Annotated in this window: 18 protein-coding genes, 3 pseudogenes and 1 other annotated feature; all 21 genes and pseudogenes read right to left on the reverse strand. The window is 41.2% G+C overall.

Translation table 11 applies throughout. The features are described 5' to 3' along the window. Nucleotides 1–34: 34 nt before the first annotated feature. Entirely contained in the window at nucleotides 35–892 is an 858-nt protein-coding gene (pheA, locus tag KP78_RS16285; protein ID WP_041090427.1) for a prephenate dehydratase, read from the reverse strand. Nucleotides 893–921: 29 nt separating this feature from the next. Next, nucleotides 922–1,377, reverse strand: coding sequence for an ACT domain-containing protein (locus KP78_RS16290; protein WP_422723715.1), 456 nt, complete (start codon nucleotides 1,375–1,377; stop codon nucleotides 922–924). Between the two features lie 39 nt (nucleotides 1,378–1,416). Next, entirely contained in the window at nucleotides 1,417–2,706 is a 1,290-nt protein-coding gene (gene obgE, locus KP78_RS16295) for a GTPase ObgE (RefSeq protein WP_041090431.1), read from the reverse strand. A 27-nt stretch (nucleotides 2,707–2,733) separates the two neighbouring features. Beyond that, on the reverse strand, nucleotides 2,734–3,297 hold the full coding sequence (locus KP78_RS18790) for a Spo0B domain-containing protein (RefSeq protein ID WP_052474890.1): 564 nt from the start codon (nucleotides 3,295–3,297) through the stop codon (nucleotides 2,734–2,736). A gap of 114 nt (nucleotides 3,298–3,411) precedes the next feature. Next, nucleotides 3,412–3,702: a 50S ribosomal protein L27 gene (rpmA, locus tag KP78_RS16305; protein ID WP_041090432.1), complete on the reverse strand. Its 291-nt coding sequence runs from the start codon at nucleotides 3,700–3,702 to the stop codon at nucleotides 3,412–3,414. A 16-nt stretch (nucleotides 3,703–3,718) separates the two neighbouring features. Then, nucleotides 3,719–4,051, reverse strand: a complete 333-nt coding sequence (locus KP78_RS16310) for a ribosomal-processing cysteine protease Prp (protein ID WP_041090434.1) — start codon at nucleotides 4,049–4,051, stop codon at nucleotides 3,719–3,721. Nucleotides 4,052–4,062: 11 nt separating this feature from the next. Further along, nucleotides 4,063–4,371, reverse strand: coding sequence for a 50S ribosomal protein L21 (gene rplU, locus KP78_RS16315; protein ID WP_041090436.1), 309 nt, complete (start codon nucleotides 4,369–4,371; stop codon nucleotides 4,063–4,065). Nucleotides 4,372–4,386: 15 nt separating this feature from the next. Further along, nucleotides 4,387–4,461 (reverse strand) — a sequence feature (ribosomal protein L21 leader region). 83 nt (nucleotides 4,462–4,544) lie between these two features. Next, nucleotides 4,545–5,969: a ribonuclease E/G gene (locus KP78_RS16320; protein ID WP_235420964.1), complete on the reverse strand. Its 1,425-nt coding sequence runs from the start codon at nucleotides 5,967–5,969 to the stop codon at nucleotides 4,545–4,547. A 53-nt stretch (nucleotides 5,970–6,022) separates the two neighbouring features. Beyond that, nucleotides 6,023–6,862, reverse strand: a complete 840-nt coding sequence (locus KP78_RS16325) for a site-2 protease family protein (protein WP_157841518.1) — start codon at nucleotides 6,860–6,862, stop codon at nucleotides 6,023–6,025. Next, nucleotides 6,855–7,532, reverse strand: coding sequence for a M23 family metallopeptidase (locus KP78_RS16330; RefSeq protein ID WP_041090441.1), 678 nt, complete (start codon nucleotides 7,530–7,532; stop codon nucleotides 6,855–6,857). The genes KP78_RS16325 and KP78_RS16330 overlap by 8 nt, the downstream gene beginning before the upstream one ends. A 122-nt stretch (nucleotides 7,533–7,654) precedes the next feature. Beyond that, nucleotides 7,655–8,455 carry a septum site-determining protein MinD gene (gene minD / locus KP78_RS16335; RefSeq protein WP_041090443.1) on the reverse strand — a complete coding sequence of 267 codons (801 nt, stop codon included), beginning with the start codon at nucleotides 8,453–8,455 and terminating at the stop codon, nucleotides 7,655–7,657. A 1-nt stretch (nucleotide 8,456) separates the two neighbouring features. Beyond that, the gene (minC, locus tag KP78_RS16340; protein WP_041090445.1) at nucleotides 8,457–9,140 is read right to left on the reverse strand and encodes a septum site-determining protein MinC; all 684 of its coding nucleotides are present in this window, start codon (nucleotides 9,138–9,140) and stop codon (nucleotides 8,457–8,459) included. Between the two features lie 37 nt (nucleotides 9,141–9,177). Further along, nucleotides 9,178–9,696 (reverse strand): rod shape-determining protein MreD, encoded by a 519-nt coding sequence (mreD, locus tag KP78_RS16345; RefSeq protein ID WP_041090446.1) that lies wholly within the window; start codon nucleotides 9,694–9,696, stop codon nucleotides 9,178–9,180. Next, on the reverse strand, nucleotides 9,693–10,547 hold the full coding sequence (mreC, locus tag KP78_RS16350) for a rod shape-determining protein MreC (protein WP_327063192.1): 855 nt from the start codon (nucleotides 10,545–10,547) through the stop codon (nucleotides 9,693–9,695). The genes mreD and mreC overlap by 4 nt, the downstream gene beginning before the upstream one ends. Nucleotides 10,548–10,596: 49 nt before the next feature. Next, entirely contained in the window at nucleotides 10,597–11,601 is a 1,005-nt protein-coding gene (locus KP78_RS16355) for a rod shape-determining protein (protein WP_041090448.1), read from the reverse strand. 121 nt (nucleotides 11,602–11,722) lie between these two features. Next, a pseudogene (locus KP78_RS16360) lies at nucleotides 11,723–11,926 on the reverse strand (JAB domain-containing protein); the annotation flags it as partial. A gap of 104 nt (nucleotides 11,927–12,030) precedes the next feature. After that, nucleotides 12,031–13,842: pseudogene (gene ltrA, locus KP78_RS16365) on the reverse strand (group II intron reverse transcriptase/maturase). A 560-nt stretch (nucleotides 13,843–14,402) separates the two neighbouring features. Continuing rightward, a pseudogene (gene radC, locus KP78_RS16370) lies at nucleotides 14,403–14,903 on the reverse strand (RadC family protein); the annotation flags it as partial. Between the two features lie 52 nt (nucleotides 14,904–14,955). Next, on the reverse strand, nucleotides 14,956–15,516 hold the full coding sequence (locus KP78_RS16375) for a Maf family protein (RefSeq protein ID WP_041090451.1): 561 nt from the start codon (nucleotides 15,514–15,516) through the stop codon (nucleotides 14,956–14,958). A gap of 88 nt (nucleotides 15,517–15,604) precedes the next feature. Beyond that, the gene (locus KP78_RS16380) at nucleotides 15,605–16,462 is read right to left on the reverse strand and encodes a hypothetical protein (RefSeq protein WP_041090453.1); all 858 of its coding nucleotides are present in this window, start codon (nucleotides 16,460–16,462) and stop codon (nucleotides 15,605–15,607) included. Nucleotides 16,463–16,632: 170 nt separating this feature from the next. Then, nucleotides 16,633–17,391 carry a prepilin peptidase gene (locus tag KP78_RS16385; protein WP_041090455.1) on the reverse strand — a complete coding sequence of 253 codons (759 nt, stop codon included), beginning with the start codon at nucleotides 17,389–17,391 and terminating at the stop codon, nucleotides 16,633–16,635.

The following is a 17,391-nucleotide window of genomic DNA, read 5'->3' on the forward strand; positions in this document are numbered from 1 at the left end:
CTTCGAATGCTTTTTACCTTACTAGATATAAAGTTTAATTGGTTGGAACCGTATATTTATGATAGCTTCCAAGTAATTTTACAGTACAGCCTAGAGCTTCAAGCTCATCCACTGCGCCTTTCATCAGCACACCGTCCATTGATTGCTCTACATCAATAATGAAAAAATAATTGCCAAGCCCTGTTTTTAAAGGGCGAGATTCAATTTTACTAAGGCTTAGCTGACGCCATGAAAAGGCTGAAAGCACTTGATGCAGAGCACCAGGTCGATCATCTGAAGGAAGTGTGATCATCAGTGTAGATTTATGAGACGTTTCTTCCAGCAACAGTATATCAGTTGCCTTATCTCGTGAAAGAACGGCAAAACGAGTATGATTAAAGTGAAAATCGTGAATATTTTCTTCAACCATTTTCAAACCATATTTCCCCGCAGCCATAGAGTTGCCGATTGCAGCAACGTTTTCCTCCGGATGCTCACTTACATAACGTGCTGCGGCAGAAGTAGAGGTTGACTGCTCTAACGAAATCCCGCGAAAACGATAATAAAGATATTTGTGACACTGCGCTAATGCATGGGAATGTGACATAATTTTCGTCAGATTTTCCCAGTCATTTCCATTATGAGGATGTACCATTAAATGCTGTTCAATTGGGGACACAAGTTCCGCCGTAATATGAACATCCACCTCATGAAATAAATAGTCCACTGTAATGGGCACAGATCCTTCCAACGCATTTTCCAAAGGCACTACCGTACGATCAACCTCACCTGTAGTCAATGCTTCAATGCAATCAGGGATTGTGGTAAAAGGGATTAATTGACCATTTTCAAAAGCCTTTTGCACTGCGTGGTGGGTAAAAGAGGCTTCCGGACCTAAGTATGCAATTTTCATGATATCACCTTTCTGACCATGGCTCCTATTTACGCACCAGAACCAAGTACTTCAACTTTCTCTACGAATTCCAATCGCTTTAACCGTGACATCATCTCATCCAGCGTGACACTCATATCCGTCACATTCAACGACAAGGTTACGTTCGCTCTCCCTTGTAGAGGAATCGTTTGATGTATGGTTAATATATTACATTGACATGTAGCCACAAGCCCAAGCAGCTGGGATAGGGTACCTGATCGATCTTCCAGATGGAAAAAGAGGGTGATAATTCTCTCCTTAACCACAGTATGAAAAGGGAAGACAGTGTCTCGATATTTATAAAAAGCACTTCGACTTAGGTCTACCTGTCTCACTGCCTCCCAAACGGAATCAGCTTTTCCCCTTTCTAACAGCTCTTTTGCTTCAAGAGTTTTTTTCATGGCTTCAGGCAGAATATCCTCCCTTACAAGGTAAAATTTTTCATCTAGATGATTCTTCGCCACCCTATTTCCTCCCATTTCCTTGGCCTAAAAACACTTTAATTAGTCAATAAAGTCGAATTCAAACTCAACAATTTTTACTGTATCTCCGTTCTCAGCACCGCGTTCTCTTAGTGCATCATCGATTCCCATTGCACGCAGCTGACGGGCAAAACGGCGAATCGATTCTTCTCGACTGAAGTCCGTCATCTTAAACAGACGTTCAATTGAATCCCCTGTAATAACAAAGCTTCCATCAGATTCACGCGTAATTTCAAAATCTTCCTGAATACCTTCGTGTTTATAAAGTACACGATTAATGGTTTCATCCACTTGTACTTCATCAAGCGGGAATTCGGGTGTCTGTTCAATTAAATCAGCAACCGTGTAAACAAGATCTTTAAGACCCTGTCTTGAGATCGCAGAGATTGGAAACACCTGAATATCTTCTCCTACTTTTTCACGGAATGCTTTAAGATTTTCTTCTGCTTCTGGCATATCCATTTTATTCGCAACAACGACCTGCGGACGCTCAGTTAAACGTAAATTATACTCTTTTAATTCGTTATTAATGGTTACATAATCTTCGTATGGATCTCTTGCCTCAAGGGCAGACATGTCGATTACATGAATGATAACACGTGTACGTTCGATATGACGCAAGAATTGATGCCCTAGTCCCACTCCTGAGTGAGCTCCTTCAATAAGCCCGGGTAAATCGGCCATCACAAAGCTTCGACCATCCTCCGTCTCAACCATACCTAGATTCGGTACGATCGTTGTAAAATGGTATTCAGCAATTTTGGGTTTTGCAGATGAAACAACTGAAAGCAGTGTCGATTTTCCTACGCTTGGAAATCCAACAAGCCCGACATCAGCCAAAAGCTTTAGCTCCATTACAACATCTCGTTCTTGACCTGGTTCACCTTTTTCGGAAAGTTCGGGAGCAGGATTCGCTGGTGTTGCAAATCTTGAATTACCACGTCCGCCACGTCCGCCTTTTGCGATCACTGACCGCTGTCCATGCTCTGTTAAATCAGCAATTACTTCACCGGTTGCATCATCCTTTACAACTGTTCCAGGTGGAACCTTTACAACCATATCCTGGGCACCGCGTCCATGCTGATTCTTAGTCATTCCGTTCTCGCCTTTAGGCGCTTTAAAATGACGCTGATAGCGAAAGTCCATAAGTGTCCGCAAACCTTCGTCCACTACAAAGATGACATTCGCACCTTTTCCTCCGTCACCACCAGCAGGTCCGCCCATCGGTACATACTTTTCCCGGCGAAAAGCAACCATTCCGTCACCACCGTCGCCGCCTTTTACATAAATCTTGACCTGATCAACAAACATATGTGATCCTCCTAATTTTCTCCGGCATTACCGTGACACTGGAAACAGCTCGAACGACGCCTTTACAGCGAACTGTGTAGATGTTGAACCATACCAGGTTAATGCGGGTTCAACTCGCTTACAGTTAATGTCCTTCAGCCAGTTCTTTGGAGAGTCTTTAAGTTCTCCACCCTCGTATTCGATTGTCACGTGAAATGCGGATTGTTCTTGATCTATTTCCATTATAAAGTATAGCTCATTATCAACACCATCACACACCGATTGTTCAAGCTTGTCCACAACACCTTTTAACCATTCATAAAGCGTGGGGTCCATTTCTATCGGAAGCCGGCCGTCAGTTAGAACCTCAAACTTAACCATCAGACGGGCGCGTCTTACCCAATTGTAGGTTAAAAGCCATTCTGACAGATGGGGGACCCCGAGAGCGGAGAGCTGAGCTTCTTGACGCATTTCTATGACGATCTCCTCAATCACTTCTCTCGCACGTTCAACGTTGGCTAATTCCAGATTACCCTTGATAATTTGCAGCCGATTCATCCAATCATGACGGCTATGCTGCAGCAAATCAAGCGCTCCAATTTTCTCCTTCATCGAAATCCTCCTATCAAGGCTTCTTTATCATGTACATAAGTATAGCAAAAAGGTAGAGGTTACGCCGAAAAAAAAGGAAACTCTAACCGAAAACGGCCAGAGTTTCCTTTTGTCTTATGCTTCCTGTACTACAGGATACACGCTGACTTTTTTCTTATCACGGCCAAGACGCTCAAAGCGTACTACGCCGTCAGTTTTTGCGAATAGAGTATCATCTCCACCGCGACCAACGTTTGTACCAGGATAAATCTTAGTACCGCGTTGACGGTAAAGAATTGAACCACCGCTTACGAACTGACCATCCGCACGCTTAGCACCAAGGCGCTTAGAATGTGAATCACGTCCGTTTTTAGTAGAACCTACTCCCTTTTTCGATGCGAAAAATTGAAGATCTAATCTTAACATATATTCCACCTCCAACTTATTTGAAAGTTATTTTAATGTGCTGCCCATATTCACGTTCAATTGTTTGCAACGATACGACCATTCCTTGGAGCAATAGCTGAACTCGCTCGTAATCGGCAGGTTCAATGCTTTCTGGAAGATCGATCCGTAAAAAACCTCCATTGGATCCCTGATCTATAATGGGTTCAATCGAAGTTAACGCGAAAATCGCATTAACAGCACCAAACGATACGGCAGAAGCTCCGGCACAAACCAAATCTTTTCCGTGCTCATCATAATCAGCATGTCCATCCATTTGAAAAGCTAGTATACGATCGTCACGGTCTCGTTCTATGATCACTTGTATCATATTCCCCAACCTTACGCGTTGATTTTGCCAATCACAACTTTCGTGTATGGTTGACGATGACCTAGCTTACGGTGTTGGTTTTTCTTTGCTTTGTATTTGAAAACAGTGATCTTTTTAGCACGGCCTTGTTTTTCAACAGTACCAGTAACGGTAGCGCCTTCCACCAATGGGCTTCCAACTTTAACGTCACTTCCGCCTACGAAAAGAACTTTTTCAAATGTAACATCAGCACCTGCTTCTACATCCAATTTCTCGATATAAACAACTTGACCTTCAGTTACTTTAATTTGCTTGCCGCCAGTTTCAATAATTGCGTACATTCCTATTGCACCTCCTTATTCACTCAGACTCGCCATCTAACCAGGTGGCTTTTCGGCTCTTAAACCTGTAATGTGCGGTTGTAGCACGGGTGCTACAAACAACATTAAAATTTTAACACAAATCAAAAGGCTGAGTCAATGTAATTATTACCTAACTTTTTTCTAAATGATAATCAGAGTCGTAATATGTGATAAAAAGGATGTTGATGACCAGCAGATACCCATTCAATTGAGGTACCCATTTGATTTTCAATATGCGCTTGAAACTGCCCGCCTTCACCCCTGAACATATCCATCACATCTTTTGTCGCTTCTATTTGTATACAGTCACGGATGGAACGCCTATGCTCAAACAGCTCTCGTTCCAAACGAAAGGCCAGTGTCTCAGCGGATGCAACCAGGCCCTTCCCATCACAAACCGGACAACGTACAAAAAGACTTTCTTCAAGAGAAGGTCTTGTTTTCTTTCTTGTAAGCTGCAGCAGACTTAACGAAGTAAAACCGACAACTTCGACATGCTTATGATCATGCTGGCACAATCTTTTCATCATATTTTCAATAAACTGCTGATCTTGACTACTAGACATATTAATAAAATCAACAATAATGATCCCGCTAATATCTCGAAGCTTCAGCTGTCTTGCTATTTCTTTTCCTGCAGCCTCATTAATCTTTCTTATTGACTGCCGAACCTGCCCTTGCTTGGCAAGCTTTCCAGAGTTCACATCAATTACTGTTAATGCCTCTGTTGCCTCAATCACAATAGAAATACCGCCGTTAAGCCAAACAACATTTTTTGTTGCTTTTTCTTCAATACCAGAAAATCCATTTCTTGAGAATATATCTGTATCGGCATGCTCGAAATCTACTTGCCAATCAAGCTCCTCTCGATTCGATAGAAATGTTTGAATCTCTTCTTTGATAGTCTGCTCATCCGTAAGAATCAGTCCTGAACGCTCTTTTTCCATTAGTGTATACAAACTCTTGACAAACGGATCAAGCACTTCAACGGGTGATGGAGCCTTTTTTTTGATTAGCGCCTGCTGCCAGCCTGTCACCGTTCTTCTAAGGCTCTCTAATTCCTCCTGGAGCTTCTCAAGAGACTTCTCTTTTGCTTCAGTTCGTAATAACAAGCCTTCCTGTTCCTTTAGGATCAGATTCCCCCAATCCTTTAGTTCATTTCTTTTAGCACTTTCCAAGATTTTTTTTGAGACCGTTACAATACGTCCAAATGGAAAATAGACGAGGCTTCTACTACCACACTCAAGGTTTGCTGTCAGCACAGCTCCTTTCATAGAAGACTCGTCCTTTTTCACCTGCACAAGAATTCTCTGCCCTTGATGAAGCAAAGATTGGATGGATTGTACTGTTTGATGGCTAGGTACGTCTTTAAATGAAAGAAATCCATTTTTCCCTTTATCAAAGGATACGAATGCAGCATTTAGCGATGGTTTAATACTCTCTACAACCCCCACATAAACATTGCCGACCTTTGAATGCTCAGCGGGTTGGTGAACCTCCAAACGAGAGACTACGTTATCCTCTGCTAATAGCCACCTTTTTTCACGTCCTCTTGCATTTATTATTATTTTTTTCATCATGGTTACGTTCACCTTTTCTATACAATCTGCTTCTATGTAGTATACCATGATTAATTTTGCAATAAGGTAATGACCGGCTTTTGTCGCCAGCCTTTTTTAAAGAAACCCTGCAAGGCGAGCTGGTCCGTTAACACACCAACCGTTTTTTCTTGCTGCTTTATAACAATTATGATAGAAGATCCTTTTTTTATCTTTTTTAACACCTCATAAAGGGCGTCGTGGCTATTGACCGTAAGGGTGATGACATCATCATGCTGCTTTTTCATCTTCCAACGCTCCAGCCAAAACTGCTCCTGAAGGATAAATCGCGTTTTCCACTGTACATAACAAGATAGAGCTACGTAACTCAGGACAAACATGAACTGAAGGTTAAATGTAAACCACACCGTCATCACGAAAAAGGAAACAGCCAGTCCCATTGCACTAATCAACAGCACTTGCTCCATCGCAGAAAGAAAAGGAAGAAACTTCCCAAATAAAAGAAAGATACATCGACCTCCATCGAGCGGCCATAATGGCAATAGGTTAAAAAGCAGCAGCTGAATATTCAAATGCATCAGCAGCGGATAATAAATCCACTCTTTTAAAAATAAAAAAGCGATCATTCCCATCACAAGATGCTGGAACGGACCAGCTAATGTGACAATCAACTCTTCTCTAAAAGGCCGATCAAGACACTCTTCAAACTCCAGCTTTCCGCCAAAGGGGAGAAGTGTGACAGAACGAAATTTCCATCCAAACAACCTTGCCGCAGCAGCATGTCCTGCTTCATGAAGAATAATAAGGGAAAACAATATAAAAAAAGGAAGGAATTGACCTGTCAAAAACGATACACCAGCAAGGCCCCATGTAAGTGGATGGATACGGAGCGATACAAATCTTTTACTCATCATCAACTAAGAATAAATAAGAAGGATCTAAAAAGCCCGTCTCATCTTGAATCGAAAAATAAAATCCTTCATTTTCCTTCACATACCCAATGTTTTCTCCCCGCTCTACATAATCAAAGGTACGCAACGATCCCAGGGTTACATTTCGATAATAGGACTGTCTTTGATCTGGGTGTTGAATGATCACCGTTTCACCGTTTTGTCTTTCACCTACAAAAAGAACAATTCCTGCTTCTGCTGCAACGATATTTTCACCTTTTACTGCTGTGACAAGGAGCTCGTCCCCATGACGTGTAATTTTTGAAGACACCGTTGATGAAACAGGTAAAGCGTACATCCCCCCTTCCTCAGCTGTGATATTGCTAATACCGCTCTCTGAGGCGGGAATCTTAAATCCTACATATCCCCCCCACTCCTCGTAAAGCCAAGCAAAAGGCAAAGAATCATTCATTAGATTTCCAAGATCAGCTTTTATCGGTTCAGGCATCGGGATTTTTTGCTGCTGAATCCCGATGGTTGTAAAAACAATCAACAGTGCTACGATCGACTTAACGACCAATTTTTGAAACAAGGAAGGATGCTGGTCAACTGGTGAAGCTGAAATTCTTCTACTTGATCTTTTGGCTCGTCGAGAACGAGAATGCTGCTTTAATAAAGATGGATGTCTCACAGGCTCACTCCTTTTTCAATAAACCTCCTTTTACTCTATGATTAAAAAAGTCGGGGTATGAATACACAAAAGGACTTATTGCTGCGCAGTGATAGCGCAGCAATAAGTCCTTTATAGATGAATTATTTTTTACCGAAGAAACCAATCAGCTTTTGCATTACACTTTTCTTATCTGGTGTAAGTGACATCAGAGGAATGGATTCTCCTAAAATACGCTTGGCAATATTACGATAGGCAATGGAAGCTTTATTATCAGGATTCAGCGCGATCGGTTCGCCTTTGTTAGAAGCTGTAATAACCTGATCATCATCTATTACAATTCCTAGTAAATCAATAGATAAGTGCGTTGTAACTTCATCAATATCCAGCATATCACCTGATTCCATCATATGGTTTCGAATACGATTGATAATAAGCATTGGCGGCTCGATAGCCTCTTTTTCTAGTAGACCAACAATACGGTCAGCATCTCGTACAGCTGATTTTTCTGGCGTGGTTACGACAATGGCTTTATTAGCACCCGCGATTGCATTTTTGTATCCCTGTTCAATACCTGCAGGACAATCGATTAAGATATAATCATAGTCCTGTTTAAGCTGCTCAACAAGCTCTTTCATTTGCTTCGGTTCTACTGCCGATTTATCACTTGTTTGTGCTGCTGGCAATAAATACAGCAAATCATCAAAGCGTTTATCTTTTACTAGCGCCTGCTGGATTTTACATCTTCCTTCTACTACATCTACAAGATCGTAGATGATACGGTTTTCAAGACCAAGTACAACATCCAAATTTCTCAAACCGATATCAGTATCGATTAAACAAACTTTTTTCCCCTGCATTGCAAGAGCAGTACCTAAATTTGCAGTTGTTGTGGTTTTCCCTACTCCACCTTTTCCGGAGGTAATGACAATGGCATCGCCCATCTTACCTTCCCCCTTCATGCTTAGTTATCATCGGCCGAACGTGGCGAAGCACTTGAAGGCGATCCACCACGATCTGATCAGATTCATCTATGTATGCACATTCCATTTCATGACTCTCCTGGTCATTCTTGTCCGTATCTGGTGCTCGATTTAAATGCTTTGAAATCCGAAGCTGTGATGGCCTCATTTGTGAAGCGACAATAACAGCCTGCTCATTCCCATAACAGCCGGCATGGGCAATACCCTTTAATGTCCCTAAAATATAGATATTGCCGCCTGCCATAATCATCCCACCTGGGTTCACATCCCCGATCAGGAGAAAATCACCTTCTACTTCAATGACTTGACCAGATCGAATAATCCCCGCCATAGAGGACATTTCATGCTGCCGTTTTAACATATCCGCTTCTTCAAGCGTCATCACATTACTATGAATCTCTTCAACTACTAAGCTCTTTTGGCTGCGTACAATCTCTCTTAACTCTTCTTTTTGTTCATTCGTTAGGTAACGGTTTCCAGCCTGGATTTTTGCAGAGATGAGCGGCTGATCGTCTAATGCCTTATACTGGACAGAAAGCTTTTCCATCAGTTCATACTTTAGAGTGTCGTATCCGCATTGGTCATCGAGCTGTAGAATAAATCCGTCTTTCGTCCCTTTTATCATAACATTTTGGCGATTTCCCATCATTTGTTCACCTCTATTACTTTCCATTCACATACTATTATTCTTCAAAATGCGCTTGTCGTAATGTCGTCATCCACTTTTTAAACGGATAAGCTAAAATTGCAATAAAAAGTCCATTATAAACAAGTGTAGACCATAGTCGCTGCTGTACAAAGGTTTTAAAATCTATGCCAGCAACCCCAATTAATAGATTAAATTGATATACGACCCATTCTAATCCAGCAATTAACAAAATCCCAAGAACGGCAACCACAATAATATGATTGTGTATCACTTTTAATATATTTAAAGCAATATATACGATTAATGGGAATAAAAACATGTAAACACCGATAATTCCAGTGAAAAACAAATCATATAGAAGCCCAAAAACAAAGCCATAAATATAAGCTGTTTTCGGTCTGTAAAAAACACTGATAAATAATATGAATAAAAGCAAAAAACGCGGCACTAAATAGCGCGTATCACCAAGTAATTCAATTGGAGAAAAGGTAGCAAATATACTTTCGCTATAAAATATTACAATACCAAGAAGCGGGAGAATTAGACGGTTCATTCGTCATCCTCCCCACCCTCAGCCTCTTGAGCTGTTGCCACTCGTTCAATGACCATAACATGCTCAATGTCGTAAAAATTAGATGAGGGCTTAATGAAAGCTGTTTGTGTCAGGCCATACTCATCAGGGGTTACTTCGGTCACTTCACCAATTAGCAATCCTTTGGGAAATACGCCTCCAAGTCCGGATGTAATAACCTTAGAGCCTATGCCTACCTCTTGATCAAAAGGAATTTTCTTAACCATTAATTCTTTACGCTCGATATCATATCCTTCTACGAGACCAAACACATTTGTTTCCGATTGTATTAATGCAGAAACACGGTTATTTGGATTCCGAGCACTCAGAAGTTCAACGGTGGAAGTAAATTGTCCTGTATCTTTAATACGTCCAATCATACCACTGGAGGTTTCAACAGCCATATCTGTTTCAATGCCGTTTACCTGTCCTTTATCGATAATAATTGTTTCCTGCCATTGATCAGGATTTCGGGCAATCACTGTTGCATTTACGACATTATAACTTCGTAAATTCTCTTCCATGCCAATGATGCTGCGAAGCTCTTCATTATCCCGCTGAAGATCCGTGACCTGTGTCTCAAGTAAAGCCAGTTGCTCTAAACGAGCCTTTAATTTTTGGTTTTCAGAATAAGTATTCACTAAATCCTGTACGTTTTCTATTACATTCTCTGTGTAACCAGTTGGTTTCGATACAATATTTTGTCCGAATCCGACCATATCTTTGGCAAATTGCTCTGGCCAAGATATATTTTCTCGCTCACGTAGTGAAAAACCAATCAACGCCACAAGCAGAATGATGCTGACTAGAAGCACTATGAGCCGCTTATTCATAAAAAATGGGGGCATGATCTGAACACCTCAATCGTATTTAGCGCGACGGTTATTTCTGTTTTTTAAAGTAGTCTATATTATCTAATGCCTTACCTGTGCCAATCGCCACGCAATCCAACGGTTCTTCCGCAATATGGACAGGCATAGAAGTTTCCTCTGTAATCACTTTATCCAGGTTGCGCAGCAATGCACCGCCTCCGGTCAATACGATTCCACGATCCATTATATCCGCTGAAAGCTCAGGAGGCGTTTTCTCCAGCGTATTTTTAACAGATTCTACAATCGTTGAAACGGTATCGGATAGTGCATTTGCAATCTCTGTTTCCGTAATTTCAATCGTTTTTGGCAATCCAGTTAAAAGATCACGACCTCGAATATCCAGTGTTGCCTGGTCATCAGAAGCCATTGCTGATCCAATTTCGATTTTAATTGTTTCAGCGGTACGTTCACCGATCATCAAATTATATTGCTTGCGGATATAGGAGATAATAGCATCATCCATTTCATCACCAGCAACGCGGATCGATTCGCTTGTAACAATGCCACCGAGTGAAATGACCGCAACCTCAGTTGTTCCTCCCCCGATGTCCACAACCATACTGCCTGTTGGTTCCCAGACAGGTAAATTTGCACCAATCGCAGCAGCAAAAGGCTCTTCAATAGGAAATGCATCTCTGGCGCCTGCCATTTTAGCTGCATCAATTACGGCTCTTCTTTCTACAGAGGTAATTCCAGACGGTACACAAACCATTACATATGACTTGCGTGTAAACGACCCTGTGTTTTTTAGTGCTTGGTTCATATAATATTTCATCATCGTTGATGTCGTTTCAAAATCTGCAATTACTCCATCTTTCATCGGACGCATTGCCACGATATTTCCTGGTGTGCGGCCGATCATATTTTTTGCTTCATTTCCTACCGCTACAATTTCTTTCGTATCCTGGCGCATAGCAACCACAGAAGGCTCTCTGACAACAATGCCCTTACCTTTTATGTAAACTAATGTATTAGCCGTTCCTAAGTCAATTCCAATATCTTTTGATCCAAACATGGAGTATCTCCCTTTCTAATTCCACTACTGAGTATTCTTACTGCAGATTAATTCCATACTTATACCTCCGAGCAAAAACCATAGCTTTTATTATATCCTACCCCTCTTTAAAATCATAGAGTTACATATACCCTTTTTCCTTTAAGCTTACAAACTTCTTATCACCAATGATTAAATGATCGAGTACATCAATACCCAGCATCTTGCCGCATTCAACCAGTCTTCTTGTCACATCAATATCTTCTCTTGATGGAGATGGATCACCTGAGGGGTGATTATGTGCGCAAACAATCGAAGCGGCCGATCTTCTGAAAGCTTCTCGAAAGTGGGATGAGAACCCAGCGCCTTACTTATTCACCTAAGCAGGTTTCCAAGAACTCCCCCCCAAACCGTACGTACTCCTCTCAGAGTATACGGCTTTCCATTTACCTAATCTAACTTCCCGTTATGCAAGTTATGGTGACACGGCACACACATCGCAATGGTTTTTCGATGTCGCGCAATCATCATTTGTTCCCATCGCTTCTTACCCTTTAAGTCTTTCAGCTTTTTTACGTGATGCATCTCTAACAGGACACCTTTTGCACCACACCATTCTCACATTTCAGCTAAAAGACGGGCAATTAGGCTTGTCCTGCCGCCATAGATTAGTGTATTTTCGACTGTATCTACCGAAGCTCGCTTTATTTCCGAATTTTTCTCCATTCGCTGTTCCGTAAAATAGGCAATTTTCTGACCGTCCTTCGTTTCGTACCGTACGCCAAATTTCCCGTTGATCTTGTGTTTTATAATCATTTTACTAACGGTGCTTTTGTATTTATTGGCATACGTTTTAATCATGCTATACTTCATTGTTTGCCGGAAAGATTGAAGGACATGCACATTACTTGCTAAGTGATAGTAATTATAAAGTCCCTCAATTTCTGCGTTGTAAGTGCGAAGGATTTCAAGGTCATCATTATGCACTAAATAAGAACGATGCATGGGTTTCCAGCCATTGTTATTGCCTATTTTTAATGCACCTAAATTGATGAGCTTGTTGATATACTTTTCATGAGGAACGAACAGTTTCGTCTGAAAGTTAAACTTTCGTTTCTTTGTACCATTTGGCATTTTCATTCTATGCCAGTCCCTCACTACCCGTATATCATAACCGAGAAATCGAGCGTTCTTTTTGCTGTGTGTAATCAGCGTTTTTTCAGCACTGAGTTCCAGCTTTAATTCGTATGCTAAGAACGTCGTTAAATTTTGTTTTATTTGTTCGGCTTCTTTTTTGCTTCCGATCGCGCCGATAATAAAATCATCTGCGTATCTTACATACTTCATTCTCCGGTAATTGGGGTCGAAAAGGTCTTTGCTGTCATGGCTTTGAAGTTCTTTGTATAGATTCTTTAACTCTTTCAGCCTTTTGCTTTTCTCTTCATCTGATAACACTGCCCATTCTTTTCTGTTTTTCCCTTTGCGATGGTTTATTTTCGAAGCCAGGTTATAATACACGAGATTATGTGTACGCTTTTCCCCTTTGTTATAACGTAATGTATATCTTTCTACATATTTATCTAATTCATGAAGATAAATGTTCGAAAGCAGCGGACTTATGATCCCACCTTGTGGTGTGCCACTGTACGTTTTGTGAAAAGCCCATTCCTCTACATATCCTGCCCGAAGGAATTTCCAAATTAAGTTGATTAATTTTTCATCCCGAATCCTCTTACGCAACAGGGCAATCAAAACATGATGGTCAATATGATCAAAGAACCCTTTTATATCCCCTTCAATAAACCATCTCGTTCCCGTAAATGTTTTACGGATTTCTTTTAACGCTGTATGACAGCTTCGATTTGGTCTAAAGCCGTGTGAATGGTTAGAGAATTGTGTTTCATAGATGCTCTCCAGTATGCGTCGGACAGCTTCCTGTACTAATTTATCCTCAAATGTTGGAATCCCTAAAGGTCTTGGTTTCCCATTTTTCTTTGGGATATACGTTCTTCTTGCCGGTTTGGGCTGATACGTTTGATTTTTTAATGTTTCAATCAGGCGCTCGATTCTTTTTAGGCTCATCCCGTCGATTGTTTCTTCATTTATACCTTTTGTATTGCTTCCTTTGTTCGGGTATATCTTGGCATAGGCTTCTAAATAAAATTCGGGATTGTACAGGTTTCGGTACAGCCTTTCAAATACGTATTGTTCCGATTTCGCTTTGGAAGTTAAATGGTTTAATACTACTTTTGGATTTCTCATAGAGCCGTCCGCTCCTTTGCAATTTGATATTAAACACGGTAAACTGCTCTCCTTCGCCATGTGACAGGCTTTCCCTATCTCGGACTACTACGAGAGCTCCGTTGCCTTATCAGATATTCAGACACAATTTGTCATAGCCATATAAGGCATTCTGACTTAGGCAATCCCCATTTAGACTTTTAGAAACATCGCATTCATGATGTCGGATGTGACTTTCGCTCGTTTCTTTCAAATAGAAGTTGGCTGAAATGGTATCACATCATGTTTCTCGAAGTGTTTTAAGAAACATGCACATTTCAAACAGCGTATATCATTGCCTCCCGCTGATGGTCCCCGTCGTCCACCTTGAGCTGTCATTCAGGCAGTTTAGCTTTCATCCTCATTCATGATTTCATCTCGCCATTCAGTCGTGCTTTGGCAATTAAGCAACTTATGGCTTTTCCAACATGCTACACTCCCCGTCCGGTTTCCCTTTCGGATAAGTTGGCTGATGATAGAGTTTGACCTTGTGATATTCCTCTACTGTTTTGCGAAACCAGATTTCCTAAAAGCCCTTATGGGCGCACAACCTCCCTCGGATGCACAATAGATGCGTTTAAGCTCCCAATAAAAATAGTCTGTTGATGCAACACTTGATTTTTTGTATTGAGATACAAGCAAACAAAATGCTCTTGATTTAAAAATCTCATATCGTTCATTAAATAATTTGCCCCATCTTCTGGGGAGCGAATTACATAGCGATCATGAAAGGCTAAATTGCCAATTCTTCTGCCGATTTCAATTGCCGCCATAATTTGTACAGCCTTCGCTTCCCCAATTCCTTTGATTAACATAATTTCATCTAAAGAAGCCTCTTTTAATAGACGTAATCCATCGAACTGATGTAACAGATGATTGGAAAGTTTTAAAACAGATTCTTCTTTCGAACCGGTACGCAAAAGGATCGCAATCAATTCTTGGTTGGATAAACTTTGGGGGCCTTGGCGAATAAGGCGTTCACGAGGTCTGTCTTCTTCTGCATAATCTCGGATCAATAATTGGGCGTCTGGTTTCTTGGTCATGTCATTCCTCCTGTATTTAAATACGAAGAAGTAACGCGAAGAAGACCCTCTCTTACAAGGATTGAAATTGTTTAAGCTCTCTAGCTAGGCGGGAAATAGGGAGACCAACAACCGCATAGTAATCACCATCGATTTTCTTTACAAATAAAGCGCCTCCCGTTTGGATTCCGTAGCTGCCTGCTTTATCAAATGGGTCACCTGAAGCAATATAATGTTGAATTTGTTCCTCTGTTAAAGACCAGAACGTCACATCTACACGTTCGTAAAAACAATGCTTTCTTTCTCCTTTAACCAGAGCCACTCCAGTATATACTGCATGTGTTTGACCTGAGAGCCGGCGCAACATCTCCGCTGCTTCCTCCGTGTCTTTCGGCTTACCTAAAATTGAGTTTGCAACGACAATCGTATCGCAGCCGATGACAATTTTATCAGGATACAGCACAGCTACATCCTTCGCTTTAGCAAGCGCAAGCCTCGTTACAGCTACTTCGGGTTGTTCGTCTTTCGAGAAATTTTCTTCAAATGAGCTTGGATGAACAATAAAGGGGATTTCTAAATAGGAGAGCAGCTCTCTTCTTCTTGGGGATGCCGAAGCAAGTACGATATCAGTCATTAACCTTTCACCTCAGTTGATGGATTATAAGGGAGATACACTAATTGTAGCATATTCTCCCATACAATCACTACCCGTCTTTTATTCTTTACGATTCTATCGGAGTCAGTTCCCAAACAGATCGAATAAGTTCTAGAAAAGCCTGGTTCCTACCAGCATCTTCTGCTGCATCATTAAGTTCTGTCAGCTTAGTAGAGATAGGCTGAAGAGATTTATTTTCCGGTGCAGTAATCACAAGCTCTTCTGGTACTGCTAAATCATTGCTTTCACTCCACCCAGCGGAAATAAAAGCAGTTAGACTCTGCAGCCATGCAGTATCTGCCGGTGTGAGCACAAGATCAATCTGAGGACGGCTTACCTCTTTGACATAAAGGGAAAGATTCTCAGATGCATATTGGTTTGCGATTACCTTTGCCTCAGCTTCTCCCCCAGTTGCCCCAACCCAAATCGCCACTTTGTCCTCTTGCTTAATTTGAACGACAGGCATTTCTGCCTTCAGTTGATTGACAATCGCTTCAGCCGAAGAGGCTTCTTTATAAACACCTGCTTGCACGATCCACATGGACATTGCGGGGATTGTCACTTTGGCTGCAGCCTGCTGGGCGGGAAGCGTGTCTGGCTGATTTTCCTGCTGATCTCTTAGGACTGGCTCAGTATATCCCGAAAACGAAGGATCCATTACACTAAATGCCAAAGACGCAAAAATAGTACTGACTGCTGCAGCTATAAGGATTGGGCGAGAACGCTTCAACAATCCTTTGCCAATGATCCAACTTGTTCGAAAATCAGAAACTTTCACGGAGGTTTTTAGTTTTTTCATCTTAGGAAAATAAATGATTTCTTCTCCTTCTTTTCTTTTTCCACCAGACGATGGTTCATTTAATTTGTCCGCAGGGGCAGGCTGGTTTTCTCCCTGCTTCGAATGATCGGATTGCCGATGCTCCACTATGACTCCCCCTTGCCTATATGGATCTTGTGACAAAGATTACCACGTTCAAAATGAAAAAGAACAGGACTCATGTCGCCCTGTTCGAGAAAAAAAATGACATCTTTCGCTTACCGTTATCACATAATACAAAGGAAAAAATTGACATAAAACTTCTATTTTATGAGCAATCAGTATAAGAGCCAATTAACGTAACCATTAATAAGCTCCGCACCAAAGAAATAAGTAATGACAGAGGCAGCTGCTATAAACGGTCCAAAAGGAATGGGTTCTTTCCGCTTCCGAATTTTCATTGAAATAGCCGTCATGCCCACGATCGATCCTAATAAAGCGGCAATAAAAAAAGATAATAGTGTGAGCTTAACCCCCAGCACTAAGCCAACTACTGCATACAGCTTTATATCGCCTCCACCCATTCCTCCTTTTGATACAACAGCAATGAGCAAAAGCAAGCAGAATCCTGCTGCTGCTCCTGCAAATGAATCCCACCAAGGAGAAAGCGGCTCAATGATTCGTAAAAGAAGAAGAATAGACCCGAACAAAATTAAAATCGAATCGGGGATAAGCATATAAGCAATATCTGAGACAACAATGATGATAAGCAAAGATATAAAAACAAGTGCCACAAGAAACTCTAGCGAAAAACCTAATAGGTAAAAAGAAAAAGCAAATAAAAGCCCTGTCAGCATTTCGATAACCGGGTAGATGAGAGAAACCCCCTGCCCACACTTTCTACACTTGCCTTTTAGTATGATATAAGACACAACAGGGATTAATTCAAACCATTTTAATTCATGCTGACAGCTCGCACAGTGAGAACCCGGGTGAACAATCGATTCTTTTTTGGGCACGCGAAGTCCAACTACATTATAAAAGGAACCCATCACTGTTCCTAGTATAAGAAAATAAATAATGTACAAGTTTGTCAT

It is taken from the genome of Jeotgalibacillus soli (assembly GCF_000829435.1).
In the GTDB taxonomy this organism is placed as follows: Bacteria; Bacillota; Bacilli; order Bacillales; family Jeotgalibacillaceae; genus Jeotgalibacillus; species Jeotgalibacillus soli.